Raw genomic sequence first — 24,163 nt, forward strand, 5'->3', positions numbered from 1 at the left:
GGCGATAAAACTGCGCATTTTCGGGTTCAGTTTTCTGTTTTTGGATATAATGAAATGGACACCGACAGCCTGCGTTTGTTCGTCATGGCGGCCGAACGCCTGAACATCAGCGCGGCGGGGCGGGAATTGCGGCTGGCACCCGCCGTTGCCAGCGCCCGGCTGGCCAAACTCGAACAAGAGCTCGGCGCGGAATTGCTGCACCGCACCACCCGCAAGGTATCGCTGTCTTTGGAAGGGGCAGATTTTCTGCCCTACGCCCGCGAAATCCTTGCCCAAGCCGACGCGGCGCGGGCGGCATTGGGGCGTGGCAGTGGCGGGATCACCGGCACATTGCGTTTTGCCGCCCCCAGCAGCTTTGCGCAGTTGCACATCATGCCACTGCTGCCCGAATTTCACCGGTTATACCCCGAGCTGACCTTGGACCTGCGCCTGTCCGACACCCGGTTTGACACCATCGACGGCAGTTTTGATCTTGCCCTGCGCAGCGCCCCCTTGACCGACAGCAGCCTGAAAGGGCGCAAGCTGTCGGATGACACCCGGGTCCTGTGCGCATCGCCAGAATACCTGTCGGCGCGTGGCTGCCCCGAAACGCCAGTGGACCTGCCGGGCCACGATTACATCGCGTGGTCCAATCTGGCAGCGCGGTATCTGATCAACACCGCCGGAGAGACCGCCCTCCTCGACCCCAGCACCATGACTTGCCGGGTCATTCTGGATGACGGCAACGCACAGCGCGAAGCCACCATTGCCGGCGCAGGTCTGTCGATCAATTCGTTATGGAGCGTGGCGCAAGACCTTGGCTCTGGGCGCTTGGTCCGCGTCTTGCCGGACTGGCGCGCGAATGACCAAGCCGTTCTCTGGCTGGTCTATCCCCGCAGCAACGTCCTGACCCCTAAGACCCGGATCTTCATTGATTATCTGATTGATCGACTGGGTCAGCGACAGGACTGGCGGGATTAGGGCCAACATCGCCCCCTAAAGGCTGTCGTGGCCTAACCCATTGGCGGCCAGCGGGTCACACCCGGCGACAGAAAACCAAATAGGGCCGGGCGATTGCGCGCCCGGCCCTTTGACATCGTGCTAGTTTCTGGCGTTACCCGATCCGGTAATTCGGGCTTTCGCGGGTGATTTGCACGTCATGGACGTGGCTTTCCTTCAGCCCGGCACCGGTGATGCGCACGAACTGGCAGATTGTGCGCATCTCTTCGATCGTCGCAGCCCCGGTATAGCCCATCGCCGCCCGCAGACCGCCAACCATCTGGTGAACCACAGCTGTCGCTGACCCTTTGTAGGGGACCTGACCTTCGATCCCTTCCGGGACCAGCTTGTCGCTGGCGGCATCGCTTTGGAAATACCGGTCCGCCGATCCTCGGGCCATCGCCCCAAGGCTGCCCATGCCGCGGAAGCTTTTGAAACTGCGGCCTTGGTACAAGATCACTTCACCCGGGCTTTCGTCGGTGCCTGCGATCATCGATCCGACCATGGCGCAGGACGCGCCCGCCGCGATTGCCTTGGCGAAATCGCCGGAATACTTGATGCCGCCATCGGCGATCACCGGCACGCCGCTGTCCTTGGCGCCCCGAGCGCAATCCATGATTGCCGTCAATTGCGGCACGCCGACCCCCGCGACCATCCGCGTGGTGCAGATCGATCCCGGTCCGATCCCGACCTTCACCGCATCCGCTCCGGCACCAATTAGGGCCCGGGTTGCTTCAGCAGTGGCGACGTTTCCGGCCACCACCTGAATGCCGCTCGACGCAGACTTGATGCGGCGCACGACATCGGCGACACCAGCCGAGTGGCCATGGGCCGTATCCACAACGACCATATCGACACCGGCATCGATTAGGGCTTCGGCCCGTTCAAACCCGGCATCCCCGGTGGTGGTGGCCGCAGCAACCCGCAACCGGCCCAGATCATCCTTGCAAGCCTGCGGGTTCAACACCGCCTGCTCGCTGTCTTTCAGGGTCAACAGACCGGTGAGCATGCCATCGGCATTCACCACCAGCAGTTTCTCGATCCGGCGCTCTTTCATCAAAGCCTTGGCTTCATCCAGATCGGCAGGTTCGCGCAGCATGGCCAGATTGTCCGAGGTCATCATCGCCCTGACCGGCGTGCGGTCATCATGGGCAAAGCGCATATCCCGGTTGGTCACGATCCCGACGACCCGGCGCTGCGCATCCACCACCGGAAAGCCGGTGATCTTGTAGCGCGCTTGCAGCGCCTTGGCATCCGCTAGGGTCTGATCGGGGGTCAGGGTGATCGCATTATAGACCACACCGCTTTCGAACCGCTTGACCAACCGCACCGCATTGGCCTGCTCTTCGACCGAAAGATTGCGGTGGATCACGCCCATGCCGCCAGCCTGTGCCATGGTGATCGCCATCCGGCCTTCGGTGACGGTATCCATGGCAGAACTGAGCAGGGGAATATTCAGTCGAATGGATTTGGTGACATAGGTCGACGTATCGGCCTGCGACGGCAACACCGAACTTGCAGCGGGAACGAGCAACACGTCATCGAAGGTCAGAGCCTCGCGAATCTCCATAGGTCTCTCCTTGGGGAATATCGTTTGGCGCGTCCCTATCTCATGCACAGGCTGTCAGGGAAAGCGGATAATGGCGAAACGCTGTAAATGCCGCGCTGGCCCGGCCCGCGGGGGGCCGGTGCCGACTGCGATCAGAGGTAGTGCAAAGAGGTACCTTCATGGAAGACATGCACCTTGTTCGGCGCCGCCGTGAGGTGCATCACCGATCCGCGATCCACAAAGACAATCCCGGGCAGTTTGGCGATCATCGGGTTCCCGCCCTCCTGCGGCTTGGTGTAGAGAACCGTCAATTCCCCCAGTTTCTCGGTAAACTCGACCTCGAAATCCAAAAACGCCAGTTCGTTGCCACGGGCGACTGTCAGGTCTTCGGGCCGAACGCCGATTTCAACTTCTGCCCCCATCAAATGCGCTGGGCTGGGCACGGAAGAGGTGATCTCGACGCCGGACGGCACCCGCAGACGGGTCTCTGCGCCTGTCCCGGTGATCTGCCCCTTAAAGATGTTCATCGCCGGTGAGCCGATAAACTGCGCGACGAACGTGTTCGCGGGCGTCTCGTACAGTTCCAGCGGCGTGCCCACTTGGCTGATCCCGCCGCCTGCCAAGACCACGATCCGGTTGGCAAGAGTCATGGCCTCGACCTGATCGTGGGTGACGTAGATCATGGTGCTGTCGGGCATGGATTCCTTCAGCTGCGCGATCTCGATCCGGGTTGCGACACGCAAGGCCGCGTCGAGGTTCGACAGCGGCTCGTCGAACAAATAGACCTTGGGGTCGCGCACAATCGACCGACCGATGGCGACCCGCTGTCGTTGCCCCCCGGACAGGGCCTTGGGCAGCCGGTCCAGATAGGGCGTCAGTTGCAGGATCCGCGCGGCCTTGGTGACGGCGGCCTCGATCTCGGCTTTCGACTTCTTGGCAATTTTCAGGGCGAAGGTCATGTTATCCCGCACCGTCATATGCGGGTAAAGCGCGTAGGATTGGAACACCATGGCAATGCCGCGCTGCGCCGGGGGAATGTCATTCACCACCTGCCCGTCAATGGACAGGGTCCCTGCGGTGATTTTCTCAAGCCCGGCGATCATCCGCAGCAAGGTGGACTTGCCGCAGCCTGACGGGCCGACAAATACCACCAACTCGCCGCTCTGGATCTCGAGGTTGATATGGCTCAGGACCTTGACCTCGCCATAGGCTTTGGCGACGTCCTTTAGTTTGACTTCAGCCATGATCTCCCTCCCTTTTCAAAAACTCAGCCATCTTGCCGCACAGCGAAACAGGCTTGGTAGGGAGGCAGTTGCAGCCCCCGTTCCGTGGTGACGGTTGTGAACGGCGCGCCGCGGTCAATGCGCCAGTCGCCCGGCGGCATCTCAACTGGGATTGCGGTTCCGGACAGGTTGAAGGCGCAGAACATCTCGGCGCCATCATGGCAGCGCAGAAACGACAGCGCGCCGTCACTGACGGTGACAAAACGGATTTCGCCCTTGCGCAACACCTCATGCGCGCGCCGGAACGCCAGCATGTTGCGATAGAAGTCCAACATGGAGGTGGCATCCGCCTCTTGTTCGGCCACGGCCCGTTGCAGATGCTCGACCGCCACCGGCAGCCACGGTTTGACATCGGTGAAGCCGCCATTGCGATGGTCCGCGATCCACGGCATCGGCGTCCGGCACCCATCACGGCCCTTGAACTTGGGCCAGAACCGTTTGCCATACGGGTCTTGCAGGTCTTCGAAGCCGACATAGGCCTCGGTCAGTCCCAATTCTTCGCCCTGATACAGGCAGACCGATCCGCGGATCGACATCAGAAGCGCGGCAAAGACCCGGCGCGCCTCGTCGCCCAAATTCCACCGCGACGGGTGCCGGACCACATCATGGTTCGAAAATGCCCAACACGCCCAGCTGTCCGGGGCGACGGTACCAAAGCGGGTCAGAACGTCTGCCACGACGGTGCCGGCCGGATAGGTCGAGGCCATGAAATCAAAGCCATAGCATTGATGCAGCAGGGCATCGCCTGCGGTGTAATCGGCCTGCACCTGCATGCCGCGCTGGCTTTCGCCGACCTCGCCCACCGTGGTTGTGCCGGGAAATTCATCCAAAATCGCGCGCAGACTGCGCAGGAAATCCAAGTTCTCTGGCTGGGTCTTGTCGTGGATGTGGTCCTGAAAATTATAGGGGTTCACCGATGGTGCAGTGCTGTCATTGCGGTCGGCGGGATCCAGCGGCGGGTTATCCCGCAACTCTTTATCGTGAAAATAGAAATTCACCGTATCCAAGCGAAACCCATCGACACCACGCTCCAGCCAATAGCGGGCGACATCCAGCATCTGATGGCGCACGTCTTCGCAATGAAAGTTCAGATCCGGTTGCTCGGTCAGAAAATTATGCAGGTAGTACTGCATCCGCTCGGCATCCCATTCCCAAGCCGAGCCGCCGAAGATCGACAACCAGTTATTGGGGGGACTGCCATCGGGCTTGGCCTCGGCCCAGACATACCAATCCGCCTTGGCATTGTCGCGGCTGGAGCGGCTTTCCTTGAACCACGGATGTTGGTCCGAGGTATGCGACAACACCAGATCGATCAGCACCTTCAGGCCCGCGCCATGCGCCCGCTCGATCAAGGCATCGAAATCTCCCAACGTCCCGAACATCGGATCCACATCGCGATAGTCGCTGACATCATAGCCGTAATCCAGCATCGGCGACCGAAAGAACGGTGAAATCCAGATCGCATCGACGCCAAGGCTGGCGATGTAATCCATCCGGTGGATGATCCCCGACAGATCGCCGATGCCGTCATTGTTGCTGTCCTGATACGACCGCGGATAGATCTGATAGATCGCAGCACCGCGCCACCAATCCGGGTCGACCCCGCCGGGGTTTGCCGCGGTCTGTTCCGGGCTTTCGCTGACAAAACTCATAAAACTGTCTCCTACTTGACCGACCCTGCCAGCAATCCACGCACAAGGAACCGCTGCATTGTGAAAAACACCACCAATGGCACCGCAATCGACACGAAAGCCGCCGTCGCAAGAATGCCCCAATCGCCCCCCCGTGATCCCAGCAGGTCATCGGCAATCTTGACCGTCATCACCCGCGCCTCGTCGTTGGACGGCAGAAATACCTTGGCCACCAAAAGGTCATTCCATGTCCATAGGAACTGGAAAATCGAAAACGCCGCCAGCGCCGGCAGGCTGAGCGGCAACACGATCTTGGTGAAGACCTGAAAATCCGTCGCCCCATCCACCTTGGCGCTTTCGATGATGTCGCGCGGCAGACCCACCATGTAATTGCGCAGCAGATACACCGCCAACGGCATCCCGAACGCAGTGTGCGCAAACCAGATCCCCATGAAGCTTTGCCCGATGCCAATCCGGTTGTGCAGGTTCAGCATCGGCACCAGCGCCAGTTGCAAGGGCACCACCAGCAAGCCGACAACCGCCGCAATCAACAAGCCACGCCCGGGAAAATCCATCCATGCCAACGCATAGGCGGCAAAGGCCGCGATCAGGATCGGAATGATCGTGGCCGGCACCGTGACCGTTAGGGTATTGATGAACGCCCGGTCCATGTTGTCAGCGGTCAACACCTGCCGGTAATTGGCCAAGGTGAATTGCGGCGGCGTCTTGGCGGCGAAATAGACCCGTTGCCCGCGGCTGCCGGGATCGGCGGGCGCGGTAAATTTGAAACTGCCATCGCCATTGACCACAAGGCTTTCGCCGTCGCTTAACTGGGCCACGGTTCCGGCCGGAAATTCAGCCGGGGCAACCCCGCGCGTGCCGAACCCGGTCACCGTCCCGCTGCCATCGCCGAAGCTGGCGCGCACTTCCGCGTCATCAAAGATATTGCCGGAGACGACCCACTCGGTGCCCTCTTCGACCGGCGTGCCAGATGCCCGCCCCCGGAAGGTCAGTTCAACCGAGAACGGCGCCTGCCACCACCCCGAGGCCGAGATCTGGTCCCGCTCGCGGAATGACGACACCAACAAGCCCACGGTCGGGATCAGCCAGAGCAGCACAAGGAAAAGAACCGACAAATGGGTGGCGATGCTGAGAGCGGACTTGCGTCCTGCGATATTGTCCATGACGGGCCCTTCCCTCAGCGCATTTCTTTGCGCGATTGCATGATGTTCCAAATCATCACCGGCAACACCACCAGCATGATGACAAAGGCCACCGCCGTCGCGCGGCCATCGTCGCGGAACATGAATGACATCATATAGCTGGGCAGGATATCGGTGCCGAAATTGCCGCCCGTCATGGCATAAACGATGTCAAAAATTTTCAGGGTTCCGACGGTGATTGTGGTCCAGACCACCACGAGGGTCGGCATGATCTGCGGCACCTTGATCTGGAAGAAAATCTCCAGCGGGTTGGCCCCGTCGATGATCGCAGCCTCGATGGTATCTTCGGGAATCCCGCGCAGGGCCGCCGACAGAATGACCATGGCAAAGCCCGTCTGAATCCAGATCAAGATCATCATCAGGAAGAAATTGTTCCAGAATGGGATCTGCAAGACATCCACCGGGTCCGAGCCAAACAAGGCCGCCCGGAGCGCATTGATCAATCCGATATCCGCGTCGACCGCGTAGACGAATTTCCAGATCAATGAAGCGCCGACGAACGAAATCGCCATCGGCATGAAAATCAACGATTTGGCGATATTGCCCCAGCTTAGGCGGTCGGTCAGTTGCGCCGCCAGCAAGCCGAAGAAGGTGGATCCCGCCGGCACCACCACAACCCACAGCAGGTTATTGAAAAACGCGGTGCGGAAATCCGGTGACGCCAACAAGGTGCTGTAATTGCCAAGCCCGATGAACCCATCTCCGGACCGGTTGTACATTGACCGCACCAACGATCCGATGACCGGATAGACCAGATACAAGCCCAACACGAATATGGCTGGGAACAAGAACAGCCATGGCCGCCACTTGTTCGCCCGGTTGATGTTGCGGCCGATATGGCGGCCTTTCGCCGGGAAGATCACTTTGTCCAGTACCAGATTGGACAAGTAGAAATACGCGACGCAGCCCCCGACACCGACGAAGATCGTCACAATACCTTGCATTAACGGGTTCATCGGCCCCTCCAGGTCGGATCGGTTACACGCGGAGCCAGCCGCAGAGAGCAGCTGGCCCCCGTCAGACGGTGATCCGCCTTACTGGATCGTCTCCCAGCGGTCCTGAATGCCCTTGGCCACGTCCTCGGCGCTGGCACCGGTGGTGTAATCGACCATTCCGGTCCAGAACGCCCCGGCCCCGATTTCGCCCGGCATCAGGTCGGACCCGTCGAAGCGGAAGGTGGTCGCGTCGGTCAAGATCGCGCCCTGTGCCCGCAGCGTATCGGTGGCATACATCGCTGAGTTTGCCCCCTTGAACGGGGTCAGAAACCCCGATTGCGCCATCCAGATTTCATGGGCGATCGGCGTTTTCAGAAACTCGATGAAGCCGTGGGCCACTGGCGCATCGTCGGTGATTGCAAACAGTGTTCCGGCCCCAAGAACTGGCTTGCCCAGATCCTTGTCTGCGTAGGCCGGGAAGTAGAAGAAATCCACGTCCTCGCCGACAGCGGTTCCGTCGGGGAAGAAGGTCGGGATGAAGGTCGCCTGCCGGTGCATGTAGCATTCTGGCGGAAAGCCGAACAAACCGGTCGCGCTGTCGCGGAAATCGGTGGTCGCCACCGCTTGGCTGCCGCCGCTGACATAGGCATCGTTCTTGGCGAAATGGCCATATTCTTCGATCGCTGCCACCACAGCCGGGTCGTTAAACGGGATCTCGTTGCTGACCCATTGGTCATAGACCGACGGCGGCTGCGTCCGCAGCATCATATCCTCAACCCAATCCGTGGCGGGCCAGCCGGTCGCCGCGCCCGATCCCAGCCCGATGCACCACGGGGTGCCGCCATCCGCAACAATCTGGTCGGTCAGCGCCTTAAGCTCTTCCATGGTTTCGGGGATCTCATAGCCGGCTTCCTCGAAATTTTCGGGAATGTACCAGACGATGGATTTCAGATCGACTTTGTAGAAAAAGCCAAACAGGTCATCCACGCCATCCGCATCGGCGTAAGTGCCCAGATCAACCCAGGACTGCCCGGCCGAATAATTGTCCAGAATCCATTGCTCGGTGCCGTCGGCCAGCGGGGTCAAGCCGCCGCGCGCCGCGAGGTCCGTGGCAAGGCCCGGCTGCGGGAAGATCGCGATATTCGGGGCTGATCCGGCCTGAATGGCGATCACGATATCCTGCTCAAAACTTTCCGAGCCCGAATAATTGACGCTCGCCCCAGTCGCGTCCTCGAAATAGGCGATCACGCTTTCCACAAGCGCTTTGTCCGCGCCGGTCCAAGGGCCGGTCATGGTCAATTGCTGCCCGGCAAAGTCATGCGACGCCGCGAATGCCTCCAGACTGTCCCAGTTGAAATCGCCCTCTCCCGGGGCAAACTTCAACTCCTGTGCATTGGCTGCGCCCGCGCACAAAGCCAACCCGGCCACTGACGCCAATAAGCCAAATTTCATAACAAACCTCCACGTTGATACGCCCGCCGTCACCCGGGCTGCCAATTTTATGCGCAATTGACGAATCGTTTCAAAGCGCTTTGGACTGTGGCAACAATACGCTAGTCTGGACACCTGTCAACGCGGGCTCGCGCCGATCCAATGATGACTTGAACCTGAAAACAAATGGGTGTTAGCGCTGACAGCTACGGATAAAAGGACGCCCGATTTTTGACCTGCCGACCCACAGCCCGGATATTCGCGGCGACCCTAAACGCAAGGTTTTGCCGATGAACCTGAAAGACCTCGCAGAAGTTCTTGGCGTCAGCCAGACGACAATCAGCCGGGCGCTGAACGGCTATCCGGAAGTCAGCGAAGGCACCCGCAAGCGGGTAATGGAGGCCGCCGCGCGCTATGGCTATCGCCCTGACAGTCGGGCGCGGTCATTGGCGACGGGGCGGTCCATGTCCATCGGGATGGTGTTGCCGATGGCGTCGCCGCAAGAGGTGGTGAACCCGATTTTCGCCGATTTCGTGGCTGGTGCCGGCGGGCTGTTGGTGGAACGGGGCTATGATGTGCTGTTGTCGCTGGCCTCTGGCGCCACCGAGGACGAGGCCGGGGCCTATCGGTCGCTGGCCACCCGGGGCCGGGTCGACGGCGTGATCCTGCAAGCGCCCCTGATCGATGATTGGCGCATCGGCATGCTGCAAAAGCTGGGCTTGCCGTTCGTCGTGCATGGGCGGACCTCGAACGAGACCTCGGCCTATTCGTGGATCGACGTCGACAACCGCCGCGCCTTTCGCCGGGCCACCGATCACCTTCTCGACCTCGGCCATCGCCGGATTGCGCTGTTGAACGGCCTTGAAGCCATGGATTTCGCGTTTCGCCGCCGGGACGGCTATGTGACCGCCCTGACCGCCCGCGACATCACCCCCGACCCCGCCCTGATGTACCAGCAGGCCATGACCGAGACCTATGGCTTTGCCACCACCTGCCGATTGCTGGATGGGCCGAACCCGCCCAGCGCGGTGCTGACCTCATCCTTGCTGGTGGCCCTTGGGGTGCGCCGAGCCCTCGAATCCCGCGGTTTGCGGATGGGACAGGATGTGTCGCTTGTCACCCATGATGACGGCCTGTCGTATCTGCCCAATGGCGACGATGCGCCGATGTTCACCTCCACCCGGTCCTCGGTGCGCGATGTCGGCAAACGCGCCTCTGAAATGCTGCTGGCCATGATTGACGACCCCACGCTTGCCCCCTTGCAAACCCAGTTAGAGGCGGCGCTGGTTCTCGGCCCGTCCAGCGGGCCCGCCCCCCATTCGGAAAGGACACGACCATGTTGACCCGTAACGATTTCCCGGAAGGTTTCGTCTTTGGGGCCGCCACCTCGGCCTATCAAATCGAAGGCACGGCCAAGGGCGGCGCTGGCCCGACCCACTGGGACAGTTTCGCTGCCACCCCCGGCAATGTCGTGCGCGGTGAAAATGGCGACCGGGCGTGCGACCACTACACCCGCTATCCAGAGGACCTGGATCTGGTCGCAGCTGCCGGCTTTGATTCCTATCGGTTTTCGACCTCATGGGCGCGGGTCCTGCCCGAAGGCCGGGGCACCCCGAACCCTGAGGGCCTCGATTTCTACGACCGGCTGATTGATGCGATGCTGGAACGGGGAATCAAACCCGCCGCGACCTTGTATCACTGGGAATTGCCGCAGCCGCTGGCCGATCTCGGCGGCTGGCGCAATGGCGATATGCCGAACTGGTTCGGAGAGTTCGCCGACCTGATCGCCCGCCGCTTTGGCGACCGCCTGTGGAGTACCGCCCCGATCAATGAGCCGTGGTGCGTCGCGTGGCTGTCGCATTTCATGGGTCATCACGCCCCCGGTATGCGTGACATCCGCGCCGCGGCCCGGGCGATGCATCACGTCCTGCTGTCCCACGGCACCGCGATCGAGGTGATGCGCGGCCATGGCATGACCAATCTCGGGGCGGTGTGTAATTTCGAATACGCCCTGCCCGCAGATGACACGCCCGAAGCCGCTGGCGCTGCCGCGCGCTATGACGCGATCTACAACCAGTTCTTCTTGTCCGGCCTGTTCAAAGGCACCTACCCCGATCTGGTGCTGGAAGGGCTAGAGCCGCATCTGCCCCAAGGCTGGCAGGACGATTTCGCAACCATACAAGCCCCGCTCGACTGGGTCGGGCTTAATTATTACACCTGCAAGCGCATCGCCCCAGCAGCCACGCCGTGGCCCGCGCTGCAAGAGGTCGATGGCCCGCTGCCAAAGACGCAGATGGGATGGGAAATCAACCCAGAGGGTCTGGCGCATTTCCTCAAGATGGTGCCGCAAGACTATACCGGCGATCTGCCGCTTTATGTGACTGAAAACGGCATGGCCAACCCCGACGTGATCATCGATGGACAGATCGATGACAGCGCCCGGATCGCCTATCTGGATCAACATTTCAACAAAGCGCGTCTGGCTATCGCCGATGGCGTGCCGCTGAAAGGCTATTTCGTTTGGTCGCTGCTGGACAATTACGAATGGTCGCTTGGCTATGAAAAGCGGTTCGGACTGGTCCATGTGGACTTTGAGACGCTGAAACGTACCCCCAAGGCCTCTTGGCATTCGCTGAAGTCCATGCTTGTAACGTCATGATCACCCTGTTCGCATCCCTGACCCAAGGCTTGACCCCATGACCACCCTTGTCGCCGATGTCGGCGGGACCAATACCCGCGTCGCCATATTCTTCGACGAAGACATGACGCCAACTTCGGTCCGCCGGTTTCGCAACGCCGAATTCGCCTCACTGGAAGCGGTGCTGAAACAGTACCTTGCCGATTTGGATGGCGTCTCCTGCTCGGCGGCATGTGTGGCCGTCGCGGGGCCGGTGCGGGACGGGATCGGCCGGATGACCAATCTTGACTGGGTGATGGATGGCGCGACGCTTTGCACGGCCACCGGTGCCGCCCAAGGGTTCGTGATCAACGACCTTGAGGCGCAGGGCCATGCCCTTGATGATGTGGACACCCGCTGCGTTCTTGGCCATGGCCGGCCTGCCGCCGCCACCAGCACCCGCCTTGTGGTGGGCTTGGGCACCGGCTTCAACGCCGCCCCGGTGCATCCGGTCGAGGACGGGTCTGAATTCTATGTTGTGGCCTCGGAATGCGGTCATGCCAGCATGCCGGTGCAGGACCAAACCGGGCTCGATCTGTCCCTGAGCCTGCGCAAGGCGCATGGGTTCGCCTCGATCGAAGAGGCCTTGGCCGGGCGCGGCCTGCTGGCGATCAATGCCTTTGTCGCGGCGAAATCCGGGGCCGCACCGCATGACAGCACCCAAGACTTGATTGCCGCGCTCTCGGGCACGCCGACCGCCACCGACACCGCCACGGCAGGCCTGTACTGCCAACTGCTCGGGCAGGTTCTTGGCGATCTGGCCTTGGTCCATCTGCCATGGGGCGGCATCTATCTGATCGGCGGCATGGCCCGGGCCATGTCCCCCTTCTTCGCCACCCACGGGCTGAGCGACGCCTTTCATGACAAGGGCCGCTTCAGCACCTTCATGGACGATTTCGCGATCCATATGGTGGAAGATGACTACGCCGCCCTCACCGGCTGCGCCCGCTACGTACGCCGCCACAGCTAAGCCCCACCGGCCAACCACGCCAGACGACCGGGACTAATCCTCGGCGTCGTCGAAATAGGATTGCTGCGCGTCCCGGATCTTTGCCAGAATGGCCCTGATCTGGCCCAGATGAGCGCGAATTTCCGCCTCGACCTGCACCGGATCGCGATTCGCCAAGGCGCTGGCAATCGCCCGGTGACCGGTGACCGCGTCCTGCTTGCCAAAGGACAGCGATAAAAACCGGACCCGGTCCATATGGCCTTTTTGCTCTTGGATCACCGCCCATGCATGCTCTTGCCCGGCCATGGCACAGATCCGGCGATGGAACTGATCATCCAGATCGTGGAAATCCCATAACGCCCCGGCGGCCACCGCCTTTTCTTGCTGCGCGATCAGCAGATCCAGATCGGCAAGATCGGCAGGCGCGGCCCGCACCGCCGCCTCACGGCCGCATTCCACCTCAAGCGCCGTGCGCACAAACGCAGCCCGCAGTACCGCCTCTTCCGAGATTTTGCTGATCAGCGTGGCGCGCTGGGGCCGCATCAGCAGAAAACCCAATTTCGACAGCCGAAAAAAAGCGTCCCGGATCGGTTGTCGCGACACGCCGAGCTGCTTGGCCACCTCGATCTCGGACACCTTGGTTCCGGGCGGAAGCTCCAGCGACACCACCGCGTTATAGAGGATCTCAAACGCCTGATCCGTCGCCGTCGACGTCACGGACCCGATGCTTTTCAATGCGCCTGTACCTTGCTCCGACATGGCGAGACCGCCCTTCCCTTCTGTGTCCGTGCGGCCTTGCAGAAGCCGGCAGCCGCCGCAAGCGGATGAATAGCATATTGCTTGAACTGGCGCACTAGCATATCAGTTTCACATCCGTTTGAATTTGAAAGTCGCGCAATGAGCCTCACCGATCCTGACCGACTGTTTCCTGTCGAGCCTGCCCTTCGCAGTCTGGCAAAAGACCTGTACGCAGGCATCGCCGACCTGTCGATCCTCAGTCCGCATGGCCATTGCGACCCCCGCTGGTTCGCGGAAAACAAGCGGTTCCCGAACCCGGCCGAACTGTTTGTGATCCCGGATCACTATATCTTTCGGATGTTGGTCTCGCAGGGCATCGGCATGGACACGCTCGGCCTGTCCCGCGTCGATGGCGGCACCACCGAACGGGACCCGCGCAAGATCTGGCAGGTGTTCGCCGACAATTTCCACCTGCTGCGCGGCACCCCTTCGGCCATGTGGCTCAATCATTCATTCGAGCATGTGTTCGGGATTGACATTCCCCTGACCTCTGGCACCGCCACCGAATATTTCGACCATATTGACGCCAAACTCGGCGATGACGCCTATCGCCCCCGCGCCCTATTCGATCGCTTCAAGATTGACGCGCTGGCGACCACAGAAAGCGCGCTGGACGATTTGTCGTGGCACCAGATGATCCGTGACAGCGATTGGCCCGGCAAGGTTGTGACCACCTATCGCCCCGATGCGGTCGTCGATCCCGAATTTGAAGGGTTCGCCAAGAACGTCGTGCAACTGGGGGCAATCACCGGCGAGGACACGGCCACCTATGCCGGCTATCTGAACGCGCACCGGGCGCGGCGCGCGTTCTTCAAGACCATGGGTGCCACGGCCAGCGATCACGGCCATCCGTCCGCCCGCACCGAAGACCTGCCCCGCGCGGTCGTCGAGGACCTGTTCCACAAAGCATGCGCCGGAACCTGCACCCCGGACGAGGCCGATGCCTTCCGCGGCCAGATGCTGACCGAAATGGCCCGGATGAGTCAGGATGATGGGCTGGTCTTGCAAATTCATCCCGGCTCATGGCGCAACCATTCGGCCCAGACCTTCGCCGCCTATGGCCGGGACATGGGCTTCGATATCCCGTCGCGCACCGATTACGTCGCCGCCCTGAAGCCGATGCTGGACGCGGTCGGGATGGACCCGAACCTGACCATCATCCTCTTTACGCTGGACGAAACCGCCTATAGCCGGGAACTGGCCCCCTTGGCCGGAGCCTATCCGGCACTGCGCCTTGGTCCGCCATGGTGGTTCCATGACAGCTATGAGGGCATCAAACGGTTCCGCGAGGCCACCACCGAAACCTGCGGCTTCTACAACACCGTCGGCTTCAACGACGACACCCGCGCCTTCTGTTCGATCCCGGCCCGCCACGACGTCTCGCGCCGGTCCGATTGCGCCTATCTGGCCCAACTGGTGGCCACCGGGCGGCTGTCGCAAGCCGACGCCCATGAGGTGGCGCAGGACTTGGCTTATGGCCTTGCCAAAGCCGCCTACCGCCTGTGACCGCCCTGCCCCAATCGACCCATTCCGAGGAGAGACCATGACCCCCGCTGAAACCCGCTACGCGATTGATCCCGTCACCGCAAAAACCCTCGACACCGAAGGCTTGCGCAGCCATTTCCACGTCGGCGGCCTGTTTAAAGACGGCGAAATCACCCTGATCTACAGCCATTACGACCGCTTGATCATGGCCGGCGCCGTGCCCGCAGGTCAGACCCTGACCCTTGATGAGGTACGGGAAACCGGCACGCCCAGCATTCTTGATCGCCGGGAAATGGGCGTTCTCAACATCGGTGACACCGGCACGGTGGCCGTCGGCGGCACCTCTTACGAGGTCAAGCATGGCGAGGTGCTGTATATCGGCATGGGCGCGGGCGCGATTGACTTCTCAGGCGCCGGCCGGTTCTACATTCTCTCTGCGCCAGCGCATCACAGCTATCCCACCACGCTGATCCGCGTCGAGGATGCCCGCCGCGTCGAACTGGGCTCGAAAGAGACGGCGAATGAACGGGTGATCATCCAACTGCTGCACCCGGACGTTTGCAAAAGCTGTCAGCTGCTGATGGGCTATACCCAACTTGCCGAAGGCTCGGTCTGGAACACGATGCCCGCCCATACCCATGATCGCCGGATGGAGGCCTATCTCTATTTCAACATGAGCGACGATCAGCGCGTCTTCCACTTCATGGGCCAAGCGCAGGAAACCCGGCACATTGTCATGGCCAATGAAGAGGCCGTGATTTCGCCGCCATGGTCGATCCATTCCGGTGTCGGCACCGCTGCCTATACATTCTGCTGGGCCATGGCCGGTGACAATGTCGACTTCACCGATATGGATATGATCGCGATTGGGGATTTGAAATGAGCGATCCGTTCCGCATCGACGCCACCCGCGCCCTGGTCACCGGGGCGAATACCGGCATCGGTCAGGCCATCGCCCTTGGTCTGGCCCGAGCCGGGGCGCATGTCCTTGCCGCAGGCCGGTCGTCCTGCGCCGACACCGTGGGACTGATCGAAGCGGCTGGCGGCAGTGCCGAAGCCGTGACCCTTGAGTTGTCGGACCCGGCAGCGGCGGCAGCAACCCTTGCCAGCTTGGGCGATCTGGACATTCTGATCAACAATGCCGGGATCATCCGGCGCGACGACAGCGTGGATTACGCCGAAGCCGATTGGGATGACGTGATGGACGTCAATCTGAAAGCGGTGTTCTTGATGTCTCAGGCCTTTGCCAAGCAGGCAATGGCCCGCGGCACCCCCGGCCGGATCGTCAACATTGCCTCGCTGCTGTCGTTTCAGGGCGGCATCCGGGTGCCGGCCTATACCGCATCCAAGCACGGGATCGTCGGGCTGACCAAGATCTTCGCCAATGAATGGGCCGCCAAAAAGATCAACGTCAACGCGGTCGCGCCGGGCTATATCGCCACCAACAACACCGCTGCCTTGCGCGCTGATCCCAAGCGCACGGCCGAACTGCTCAGCCGCATTCCGGCCGGCGATTTTGGCGATCCCGCCGACATTGCGGGCGCGGTGACGTTTCTGTGCGCCCCGGCCTCGTCCTATGTCACCGGTGCGGTGCTGAACGTCGACGGCGGCTGGCTGGCCCGCTAAGCTACGGCGCAAACGCCCCCCCGACGCCCTGTTGTTCAAGGCGTCGGAGGGGCTGTCGATACACCGGCCACACACGAGGCCAGCGAACGGGCGGTCAAACCACCGCCCACGCGGCCTCAGTGACTGTCACGCGGCACCGCATTGCCCCGTGCGCCCTTAAGGAAGTCCAGATCGGCCCCGGTATCGGCCCCTTCCACGGTGGAGACGAACAGTTTCGGATAACCGCCCACCGGTGGCACCACCGGGCTGGTCCAGTCCGCCAACCGCGCCGCGATCTCGGCATCGCTGAGATCCAGATGAATTCGGCGTGCCGCCACATCCAACTCGATCATGTCACCGGTGCGCACGATCGCCAGTGGCCCGCCTGCCGCCGCTTCCGGCGCGGTGTGCAGCACCACGGTCCCATAGGCCGTTCCCGACATCCGCGCATCCGATATGCGGACCATATCGGTGATGCCTTTCTTTAGGATCTTCGGCGGCAGGCCCATATTGCCGACCTCAGACATGCCCGGATAGCCCTTCGGTCCGCAGTTCTTCATCACCATGATGCAGGTCTCGTCGATCTCCAGCGCGTCGTCATTGATCCGCGCCTTGTAGTCGTCGATATCCTCGAACACGACCGCCCGGCCGCGATGCTGCATCAGATGCGGACTGGCGGCGGAAGGCTTCAGAACGGCGCCCTTCGGTGCCAGATTGCCCCGCAGAACCGCAATCCCGCCCGAGGCCGTCAGCGCCTTGTCCACCGGCAGGATCACGTCCTCGTTCCAGTTTTGGGCCTCTTTGACCTCATCCCAAATGCCCAGCCCCGACACGGTCAAAGCGTCGCGATGCAGCATGTCCGCCTCGCCCAGACGTTTCAGGACCACAGGCAGGCCGCCCGCATAGAAGAATTCCTCCATCAGGTATTTGCCTGACGGCATCAGGTTGACGATGGTCGGCACGTCCCGGCCCAAGCGGTCCCAGTCATCCAAGGTCAGATCGACCCCGCACCGGCCCGCCAGCGCCAGCAGGTGAATGACCGCGTTGGTCGAGCCGCCAATCGCGCCGTTGCAGCGAATGGCATTCTCGAACGCCTGTTTGGTCAAAATGTCCGACGGTTTCAGATCATCCTTCACCATCTGCACGATGCGGCGGCCCGTCAGTTGCGCCATCACCTTGCGCCGGGAATCGACCCCCGGAATGGCGGCATTGCCAGACAGGGCCATGCCCAACGCCTCGGCCATTGAGGCCATGGTGCTGGCGGTGCCCATGGTGTTGCAGGTGCCCGAAGACCGGCTCATCGCCTGTTCGGCTTCCAGAAAGTCTTCTTGGCTCATCTTGCCAGCCTTGATGTCTTCCGACATCTGCCACAGCGCGGTGCCCGACCCGACCCGCTCGCCACGGAACCAGCCGTTCAGCATCGGCCCGCCGGTGACCACGATGGACGGAATATCGGTGGACGCCGCGCCCATCATCAGACTGGGGGTGGTCTTGTCACACCCGACCAGCAACACCGCGCCGTCAATCGGTTGGGCGCGCATCACCTCTTCCACCGCCATGGCCGCCAGATTGCGGTACATCATCGCCGTCGGGCGGAAGGTATTTTCCGACGCCGAGAACACCGGCACTTCCACCGGAAAGCCCCCGGCCTCCCAGACACCGGCTTTCACCTTTTCGGCCAGATCACGCAAATGACCGTTGCATGGCGTCAGTTCGGACCACGTATTCAAGATGCCGATCACCGGACGCCCGTCAAACAGGTCATGCGGATAGCCCTGATTTTTCAGCCATCCCCGGTGATAAATGGTATCGCGCGAGGTGCCGCCATACCACTCTTGCGAGCGAAGCTTGCGGGGCCAGTCTGCCGGTTGGAACGTCATGTCGAATCCTTTTCAGCGCAGCGCGGGTCACGGGGAAGAATGGGTGCGCAGGCACCGCAGCGCCCGGCGCGGTTGGGTGGGGTGGCGACCGGACGGAGGGGCTGACACGCGGTCAGGATCGCCATCCTGAACTGGCAGCCATTGCGCCGCACAATGCCCAGCGCGCGCATTGCATTCAAATCATAAATTGAACTATCAATATACCGATTGTGATATATTGATCCGAGCCTCTATGCCCCCTCTTAAACCAACCGTCCCCCCCGCCCTGCACAGCGATCAGTTGATCCGGCGCGGTCTGCGGCTGCCGCAACTGCGCCTGATGGTGGCGGTGCAGGATCTTGGCCAAATATCCGCAGCCGCCGCGCAACTGTCGATGACCCAACCCGCGGCCTCGCGTCTGTTGGCTGAGTTGGAACAGACCCTCGACCAACCTTTGTACAAGCGCCACAGCCGCGGCATCGCCCTGACGGAAGCGGGCGCGCTTTTGGCCACACGGGCGCGCAAGATCCTTGGTGCCTTGGATCAGACCGAAGCCGAGGTGGCGCAAATCAAGACCGGTGCCCGTGGCCGGGTCCGAATTGGGACGGTCACCGGGCCGGGGCTTGAGATCGTGCTGCCGGTGATCCGGCAGTTGCAGGACACCCACCCCGAGATCGAGCTGTCCGTTGAGGTCGATACTTCGGACAAGCTGGGCGAAGCGTTGATCGCGCAAGAGCTTGAGTTCTATCTTGGGCGCGTGCTGGACAATATCGACCCGCGCAGCGTCACCCTGCGCCCGATTCGGCCCGAGCCCCTGTGCCTGATCGTTCGCAACGGCCATCCCTTGCAACGGCGAACCCCGCTCGCCCTGTCAGAATGCTTGGCGTTCGATTGGGTGATGCAGGCCCCGGGCAGCGTATTGCGCCGCACCATCGACGGCTATCTGCTGGAACAGGGGTTGCCGCTGCCTGCCAAGGTTCTGTCCACCTCGTCGCTGCTGCTGACCATGGCGCTGATCGGCGATACCGATGCCGTGGCCCCGGTGTCGCGCTCCGTCGCCGCCTTTTATGCCGGGCAGTCCGGGCCGGACGGACCGGGCGGGCCCATCCACATCCTTGACGTGGCTCAGGACATGCAGGTCAGCCATTTTTCCCTGATCACCCGCAAGGGCGATGCCGTCTCACCTGCGGCGCGGCGGGTCATCACGCTGATCGCGGCACAAGCGGGCCTCGCGTAGCCCGAACCCTCAGGACGGCGCAGCAAAGACCGGTCTGAACACTAAAGAAGAAAGGCAAGTGGTGCGGGCGGTGGGAGTCGAACCCACACGGGCATACGCCCAACAGATTTTAAGTCTGGTATGTCTACCATTCCATCACGCCCGCTAGCGCGCGCCGGACCATAACGCACGTGTCGGCGGTGTAAAGACACGCCGCGACCGAAACCGCCAATGTCCAGCATAACTCTTTGAAACCGAGGCTCCCGCGCGGGCAAAGCGCCGCGTTACGGGCTATCCGCACAGGCGGCCCCGGCACCCCGTGCCCCCGCGCCCCAACCGCCGCCCCAGTTGCCCGCAACGGATGGCGGGACTGGCCAATGGAGGATCGTCGGGAGATCAGCCAGCGCCGGTTCCGGCATTGGCTGTGCCGCCTTGATCAGGTATTGCGGATGGTCTTGACGAAGGCACCCGACAACGGATCGTTGCAGACAATGACGCCGCCATCGGTCAACAGATCGCGCCCGTCACGGATCGGCATTACAAAACCGCCCGCCTCGCGCACGATGCACAGACCCGCTGCAACATCCCACGGCTTGATCCCGCGCTCCCAATAGCCGTCAAACCGGCCCGCGCCGACATAGGCCAGATCCAACGCCGCCGCACCCCAACGCCGAACCCCGGCACATTGCGGCAGCAGACGCGCCAGATCCTGAAGCGTCGCCGGCAATTCCGGGCGACCACCAAACGGCAGCCCCGTGGCAAACACCCCTTCGATCATCGACGACCGGCCCGACACCCGCAGGCGCTGTGACTGGTTCAACCACGCGCCCTGGCCCTTTTCGGCATAGAACATCTCGTCCTTGGCGGCGTCATAGACCACCCCGGCCACGATCTCGCCCTTATGCTCAAGCGCGACGGACACCGCCCAATGCGGCAAGCCGTGCAGAAAGTTGGTGGTGCCGTCCAACGGATCGACGATCCAGCGCCGGGTCGGGTCGTCGCCATGGATTTCCGCCGATTCCTCGGCCAGCCAGCCATAGGACGGGCGCGCACCCATCAATTCCTCTTTCAGAATTGCTTCGGCAGCCAGATCGGCCTTGGACACAAAGTCGCCGGGGCCTTTTGACGACACTTGCAAGTTCTCGACCTCGCGGAAGTCCTTGACCAGCGACCGTCCCGCCTTGCGCGCGGCCTTCATCATGACATTCAGATTGGCGCTGCTTTTCATCCGCGTGCTCCTTTATTCAAGCGGCGCGTATACGCGCGCGGAAGCCAGATGCCAAGGCGGGATGTCACCCAGCTTTGCCTTGGCCTATCCGACGCGCCCCGCGCGATCAGACCCGCTGCAATTTCTGCGGCTCGCTGCTGGCCAACCGTAACAAATGCCCGACATAGGGCTTGGCCTCATCCCCGGCGCGGGTTGCCGCATATAGGCGGCGCGTCACCCCGGCTTCAGTCAATGGCAGCACCACATAGTCAGGGTTGCCGCGAATGCTGCGTACCACCCAATCCGGCAGCACCGCCACCCCCCGTCCCGAGGCCACCAACATCAAGATCACCGCCGTCAGTTCCACTTGCCGCACCTCGCGCGGACGCAGCCCGGCCGGATCCAGCAGACAGATGAACACATCCAGCCGCGCCGGATCCACCGGATAGGTAATCAAGGTCTCATTGACGAAATCTTCGGCCACCACAGAGTCGCGGCGGGCCAGCGGATGGCCCCGCGCCGCCACAAAGACCGGATCATAGTCAAACAACGGCGTAAACACGATGCCGGGCAAGTCATCGGGATCCGACGATACCACCAGATCCAATTCTTCGCGCTGCAAGGCCGGCAAAGCGGCAAAGGACAGCCCCGGCCGAATGTCCACATCCACATCCGGCCAACTGTGGCGAAACAGCTCCAACACCGGCAGCAGCCAATCGAAACAAGCGTGGCATTCAATCGCAATATGTAACCGTCCATCGCGCCCGGCTTCCAACCCAAGAAATTCTTCCTCGACCGCAGCCACTTCGGGCAGCACCCGCTCGGCCAAGCGCAACAGCCGCTCGCCCGCCACTGACAGCCGCAACGGCTTGGCCCGCCGCACAAACAGATCGACCCCCGCCTGCGCCTCTAGTCCCTTGATCTGATGGGATAACGCCGATTGCGTCAGATTCAGCCGGTCTGCCGCGCGCGCCAATCCGCCCGCCTCATGAATCGCCTGCACCGCGCGCAAATGCTTTAACTCTAGATGCATTTCACGGATTCCTAATAATCTTCTTGAGGATTATGAATTTGTTTCACGGCGATTCCCATGTCATAAAGGCTGCCAGTCAAAAAGGGACCCCTCATGTCGAAGCCACGCATCTCGTTCGAATTTTTCCCGCCGCAGACGCTGGACGCGTCGTTCCGGCTTTGGGAAACCGTGCGGGCGCTGGCGCCGCTGGATCCCGGATTCGTCTCAGTCACCTATGGCGCAGGCGGCACCACCCGCAAACTGACGCACGAGGCTGTGGCCACCATTCACAAGCATTACGGTCTCAACGTGGCCGCGCATCTGACCTGCGTCAATGCCAGCCGCGACGAAACGCTGGAAATCGCCCAAGCCTATTCCGATGTCGGCGTTACGGAAATCGTGGCCCTGCGCGGCGATCCTCCGAAAGGCAGTGACCGCTTTGTGCCGCACCCGGACGGCTTTGCCGACAGTTGCGAACTGATCGAAGCGTTGGCCGCCACCGGAAAGTTCAAACTGCGGGTCGGCGCTTATCCTGACCCGCACCCCGAAGCCACGGACACACTCAGTGACGTCACTTGGCTTAAGCGCAAGGTCGACGCCGGTGCGCACAGCGCCATCACCCAGTTCTTCTTTGAACCGGACACCTTCTTCCGCTTCCGCGACGCCTGCGTGGCCCAAGGCATCACCGCGCCGATTCTGCCGGGCATTCTGCCGATTGAGAATTGGACCGGCATTCGCAAATTCGCCGCCCGCTGCGGCACCGCGATACCCGGCTGGCTTGACGACACGTTTGACGCCGCCGCCAAAGACGGACGCTCAGAAGAAGTCGCGACCGAGTTGTGCGTCGATCTGTGCCGCCGCCTGATGGCCGAAGGGGTCGAGGATTTGCATTTCTACACCCTCAACAAGCCCCATCTGACCCGCAACATCTGCGCCGCGTTGGGGGTCACATCGGCCACACCGCTGGAACACGTGGCCTAGCACCCGCACGGCCCAACCCTGACGTCCAAACACGCGCAAGGCCATCTGCTCCGCCGAATTGGCGGTGACACCCCTGCCCGTATTCGGAAGTATAGCCCAGCCCACACCCCGGCAGTCATCGCCGGGTTTCCTGCCTCAAGCTTCGCTCGCGGCCCCAAAGCCGTCATCCGGGGCCAAGGGCAGGCCATCCACCTGACTGCGGGCCCCAACCGCGCTGGGATGCAGGTGCTCTGATCGGTCCAAGCCAACACTCCGGCGCTTGCGCAGCGGAAACGCTTTGCTCCAGCCCCGCCAACCGCCCAATGACGGCGCGCTGGCGTCGCAAGGCAGGTCCCGGCGCCAGTCTGACGGCAACGGCAACCCGCAGCCTTCCGCCTTCTCCAACATCCAGACCAGCGGGATATTGGCCAAAGGCCGCGCGGGCGGAAATGCCGCCACTTGCCCCCCAACATCGCCGTGAATGCCCCGGAACCAAACCTGCTCGGCGTGACCGGTCCAATCGTCGGCACAATGCCACAGCAACGGCGCGAACGCGGCCCTCGTCTCATTCAGCGCCAGCGCGTGATAACCGTGCCGCACCCGCTGCCCCAGATGCGCGGTATGAAACGCATGACGGGCCGCGCTCAGCCGCCACGCCACCGGCAGCGGCCATCCCAGCGCCTTGACCGTATCGAACACGCCGACCATCTGTATCTCGACCTCGGGATGGCAAAACCGGCGTGCAAATACCCGCGCTTGCGGCCCATGCGGGTCGCGCTCGTAATGCCGGTATAACTGCCGCACCATCTGCTCGGTGGCAAAGCGAGGCCGGATCAGCCCGATCCGGTCGATCAACCCGGCCAGAGACCGCACCGCGAACGCGCCCCGGGAATAGCCAAACAGATAAATCCGATCCCCGACCCGATACCGCGTCGCCAGCGCCCCATAGGCCCGGCGAATTTGCCGGTTGATCCCGGTGCCGGTGATCACATCCACCGAAGCGCGCCAATCGCGCCATTGAATCCCTTCTTCATAGAACAGGGTCGGCCGCTGCCCCGCCGGAAGCCCCTTCAGCATGCCATAAATCCGGCCGATATTGGTCTCATCCCCCGCCGCCAACGACGACAAGGTGCCGTCCAGAAAAATCACATGACAGCGGGCCCGGCGCGACCGCCGCAGGCCCAATGCCGCGACCCCGGCCTTGCCATCGCCCGCCAATCCGGGCCGGTCTTGTGCTGTTTGCCTGTCCACCGGTCCATGCCGCCCTTGCCGTTTCCGTCCCATCCTACAGGCGGCGGATTAACGGGGAATAGACATTCTACCGGGGCAGAACGCATTTTCAGGCTGGTTTTTCCCGTCCCCTGC

General features: G+C 62.0%; 20 protein-coding genes and 1 tRNA gene. 9 read left to right on the plus strand and 12 right to left on the minus strand.

Features of this window, described 5'->3' with window-relative positions; all coding sequences use genetic code 11:
- Positions 1-54: 54 nt before the first annotated feature.
- The gene (locus tag BV911_RS04275; RefSeq protein WP_086052349.1) at positions 55-960 is read left to right on the plus strand and encodes a LysR family transcriptional regulator; all 906 of its coding nucleotides are present in this window, start codon (positions 55-57) and stop codon (positions 958-960) included.
- A 133-nt stretch (positions 961-1,093) separates the two neighbouring features.
- Here BV911_RS04275 and guaB read toward each other — a convergent pair whose 3' ends face one another.
- From guaB to BV911_RS04305, 6 genes are all read right to left on the minus strand, one after another.
- Positions 1,094-2,548: an IMP dehydrogenase gene (guaB, locus tag BV911_RS04280; protein ID WP_086052350.1), complete on the minus strand. Its 1,455-nt coding sequence runs from the start codon at positions 2,546-2,548 to the stop codon at positions 1,094-1,096.
- 131 nt (positions 2,549-2,679) lie between these two features.
- Entirely contained in the window at positions 2,680-3,771 is a 1,092-nt protein-coding gene (locus tag BV911_RS04285; protein WP_086052351.1) for an ABC transporter ATP-binding protein, read from the minus strand.
- A 23-nt stretch (positions 3,772-3,794) separates the two neighbouring features.
- On the minus strand, positions 3,795-5,462 hold the full coding sequence (locus tag BV911_RS04290; protein WP_086052352.1) for an alpha-amylase family glycosyl hydrolase: 1,668 nt from the start codon (positions 5,460-5,462) through the stop codon (positions 3,795-3,797).
- Between the two features lie 11 nt (positions 5,463-5,473).
- Positions 5,474-6,625, minus strand: a complete 1,152-nt coding sequence (locus BV911_RS04295; protein WP_086052353.1) for a carbohydrate ABC transporter permease — start codon at positions 6,623-6,625, stop codon at positions 5,474-5,476.
- A 14-nt stretch (positions 6,626-6,639) separates the two neighbouring features.
- On the minus strand, positions 6,640-7,620 hold the full coding sequence (locus BV911_RS04300) for a carbohydrate ABC transporter permease (RefSeq protein WP_086052354.1): 981 nt from the start codon (positions 7,618-7,620) through the stop codon (positions 6,640-6,642).
- A 78-nt stretch (positions 7,621-7,698) separates the two neighbouring features.
- Positions 7,699-9,051: an ABC transporter substrate-binding protein gene (locus BV911_RS04305; RefSeq protein ID WP_086052355.1), complete on the minus strand. Its 1,353-nt coding sequence runs from the start codon at positions 9,049-9,051 to the stop codon at positions 7,699-7,701.
- Positions 9,052-9,320: 269 nt separating this feature from the next.
- Between BV911_RS04305 and BV911_RS04310 the strand changes: the two genes are divergently transcribed.
- Genes BV911_RS04310 through BV911_RS04320 form a run of 3 tightly spaced genes read left to right on the plus strand, consistent with a single transcriptional unit; the run spans position 9,321 to position 12,677 of the window.
- Positions 9,321-10,373, plus strand: coding sequence for a LacI family DNA-binding transcriptional regulator (locus tag BV911_RS04310; protein WP_086052356.1), 1,053 nt, complete (start codon positions 9,321-9,323; stop codon positions 10,371-10,373).
- Positions 10,367-11,689 carry a GH1 family beta-glucosidase gene (locus BV911_RS04315; protein WP_086052357.1) on the plus strand — a complete coding sequence of 441 codons (1,323 nt, stop codon included), beginning with the start codon at positions 10,367-10,369 and terminating at the stop codon, positions 11,687-11,689. The genes BV911_RS04310 and BV911_RS04315 overlap by 7 nt, the downstream gene beginning before the upstream one ends.
- Positions 11,690-11,726: 37 nt before the next feature.
- On the plus strand, positions 11,727-12,677 hold the full coding sequence (locus BV911_RS04320; RefSeq protein ID WP_086052358.1) for a glucokinase: 951 nt from the start codon (positions 11,727-11,729) through the stop codon (positions 12,675-12,677).
- A 33-nt stretch (positions 12,678-12,710) separates the two neighbouring features.
- Here BV911_RS04320 and BV911_RS04325 read toward each other — a convergent pair whose 3' ends face one another.
- Positions 12,711-13,415, minus strand: coding sequence for a GntR family transcriptional regulator (locus BV911_RS04325; RefSeq protein ID WP_086052359.1), 705 nt, complete (start codon positions 13,413-13,415; stop codon positions 12,711-12,713).
- A gap of 138 nt (positions 13,416-13,553) precedes the next feature.
- Here BV911_RS04325 and uxaC point away from each other — a divergent pair, with 138 nt between their 5' ends.
- The 3 genes from uxaC to kduD are packed head-to-tail and all read left to right on the plus strand — an operon-like array spanning position 13,554 to position 16,565.
- Positions 13,554-14,960, plus strand: a complete 1,407-nt coding sequence (gene uxaC / locus BV911_RS04330; protein ID WP_086052360.1) for a glucuronate isomerase — start codon at positions 13,554-13,556, stop codon at positions 14,958-14,960.
- 37 nt (positions 14,961-14,997) lie between these two features.
- On the plus strand, positions 14,998-15,822 hold the full coding sequence (kduI, locus tag BV911_RS04335; RefSeq protein ID WP_086052361.1) for a 5-dehydro-4-deoxy-D-glucuronate isomerase: 825 nt from the start codon (positions 14,998-15,000) through the stop codon (positions 15,820-15,822).
- The gene (kduD, locus tag BV911_RS04340) at positions 15,819-16,565 is read left to right on the plus strand and encodes a 2-dehydro-3-deoxy-D-gluconate 5-dehydrogenase KduD (protein ID WP_086052362.1); all 747 of its coding nucleotides are present in this window, start codon (positions 15,819-15,821) and stop codon (positions 16,563-16,565) included. The genes kduI and kduD overlap by 4 nt, the downstream gene beginning before the upstream one ends.
- Before the next feature lie 116 nt (positions 16,566-16,681).
- Here kduD and araD read toward each other — a convergent pair whose 3' ends face one another.
- Positions 16,682-18,424 (minus strand): L-arabinonate dehydratase, encoded by a 1,743-nt coding sequence (gene araD, locus BV911_RS04345; RefSeq protein WP_086052363.1) that lies wholly within the window; start codon positions 18,422-18,424, stop codon positions 16,682-16,684.
- A gap of 232 nt (positions 18,425-18,656) precedes the next feature.
- On the opposite strand from araD, the gene BV911_RS04350 reads away from it, so the two are divergent.
- The gene (locus tag BV911_RS04350; protein WP_086052364.1) at positions 18,657-19,640 is read left to right on the plus strand and encodes a LysR family transcriptional regulator; all 984 of its coding nucleotides are present in this window, start codon (positions 18,657-18,659) and stop codon (positions 19,638-19,640) included.
- Positions 19,641-19,699: 59 nt separating this feature from the next.
- On the opposite strand, the gene BV911_RS04355 is transcribed toward BV911_RS04350, so the two are convergent.
- The 3 genes from BV911_RS04355 to BV911_RS04365 all read right to left on the minus strand — a co-directional run bounded on the left by BV911_RS04355 (position 19,700) and on the right by BV911_RS04365 (position 21,859).
- A tRNA-Leu gene (locus BV911_RS04355) sits at positions 19,700-19,785 on the minus strand.
- A gap of 270 nt (positions 19,786-20,055) precedes the next feature.
- Positions 20,056-20,847: an inositol monophosphatase family protein gene (locus BV911_RS04360; protein ID WP_086052365.1), complete on the minus strand. Its 792-nt coding sequence runs from the start codon at positions 20,845-20,847 to the stop codon at positions 20,056-20,058.
- A 106-nt stretch (positions 20,848-20,953) separates the two neighbouring features.
- Positions 20,954-21,859 carry a LysR family transcriptional regulator gene (locus tag BV911_RS04365; protein WP_086052366.1) on the minus strand — a complete coding sequence of 302 codons (906 nt, stop codon included), beginning with the start codon at positions 21,857-21,859 and terminating at the stop codon, positions 20,954-20,956.
- Positions 21,860-21,952: 93 nt separating this feature from the next.
- Here BV911_RS04365 and metF point away from each other — a divergent pair, with 93 nt between their 5' ends.
- Complete coding sequence (gene metF, locus BV911_RS04370) at positions 21,953-22,819, plus strand: methylenetetrahydrofolate reductase [NAD(P)H] (RefSeq protein ID WP_086052367.1); 867 nt, start codon at positions 21,953-21,955, stop codon at positions 22,817-22,819.
- Between the two features lie 135 nt (positions 22,820-22,954).
- On the opposite strand, the gene BV911_RS04375 is transcribed toward metF, so the two are convergent.
- Complete coding sequence (locus BV911_RS04375) at positions 22,955-24,049, minus strand: DUF2235 domain-containing protein (RefSeq protein ID WP_240512139.1); 1,095 nt, start codon at positions 24,047-24,049, stop codon at positions 22,955-22,957.
- Between the last annotated feature and the right edge of the window lie 114 nt (positions 24,050-24,163).

It is taken from the genome of Pseudoruegeria sp. SK021, assembly GCF_002119405.1.
GTDB lineage: Bacteria > Pseudomonadota > Alphaproteobacteria > Rhodobacterales > Rhodobacteraceae > Meridianimarinicoccus.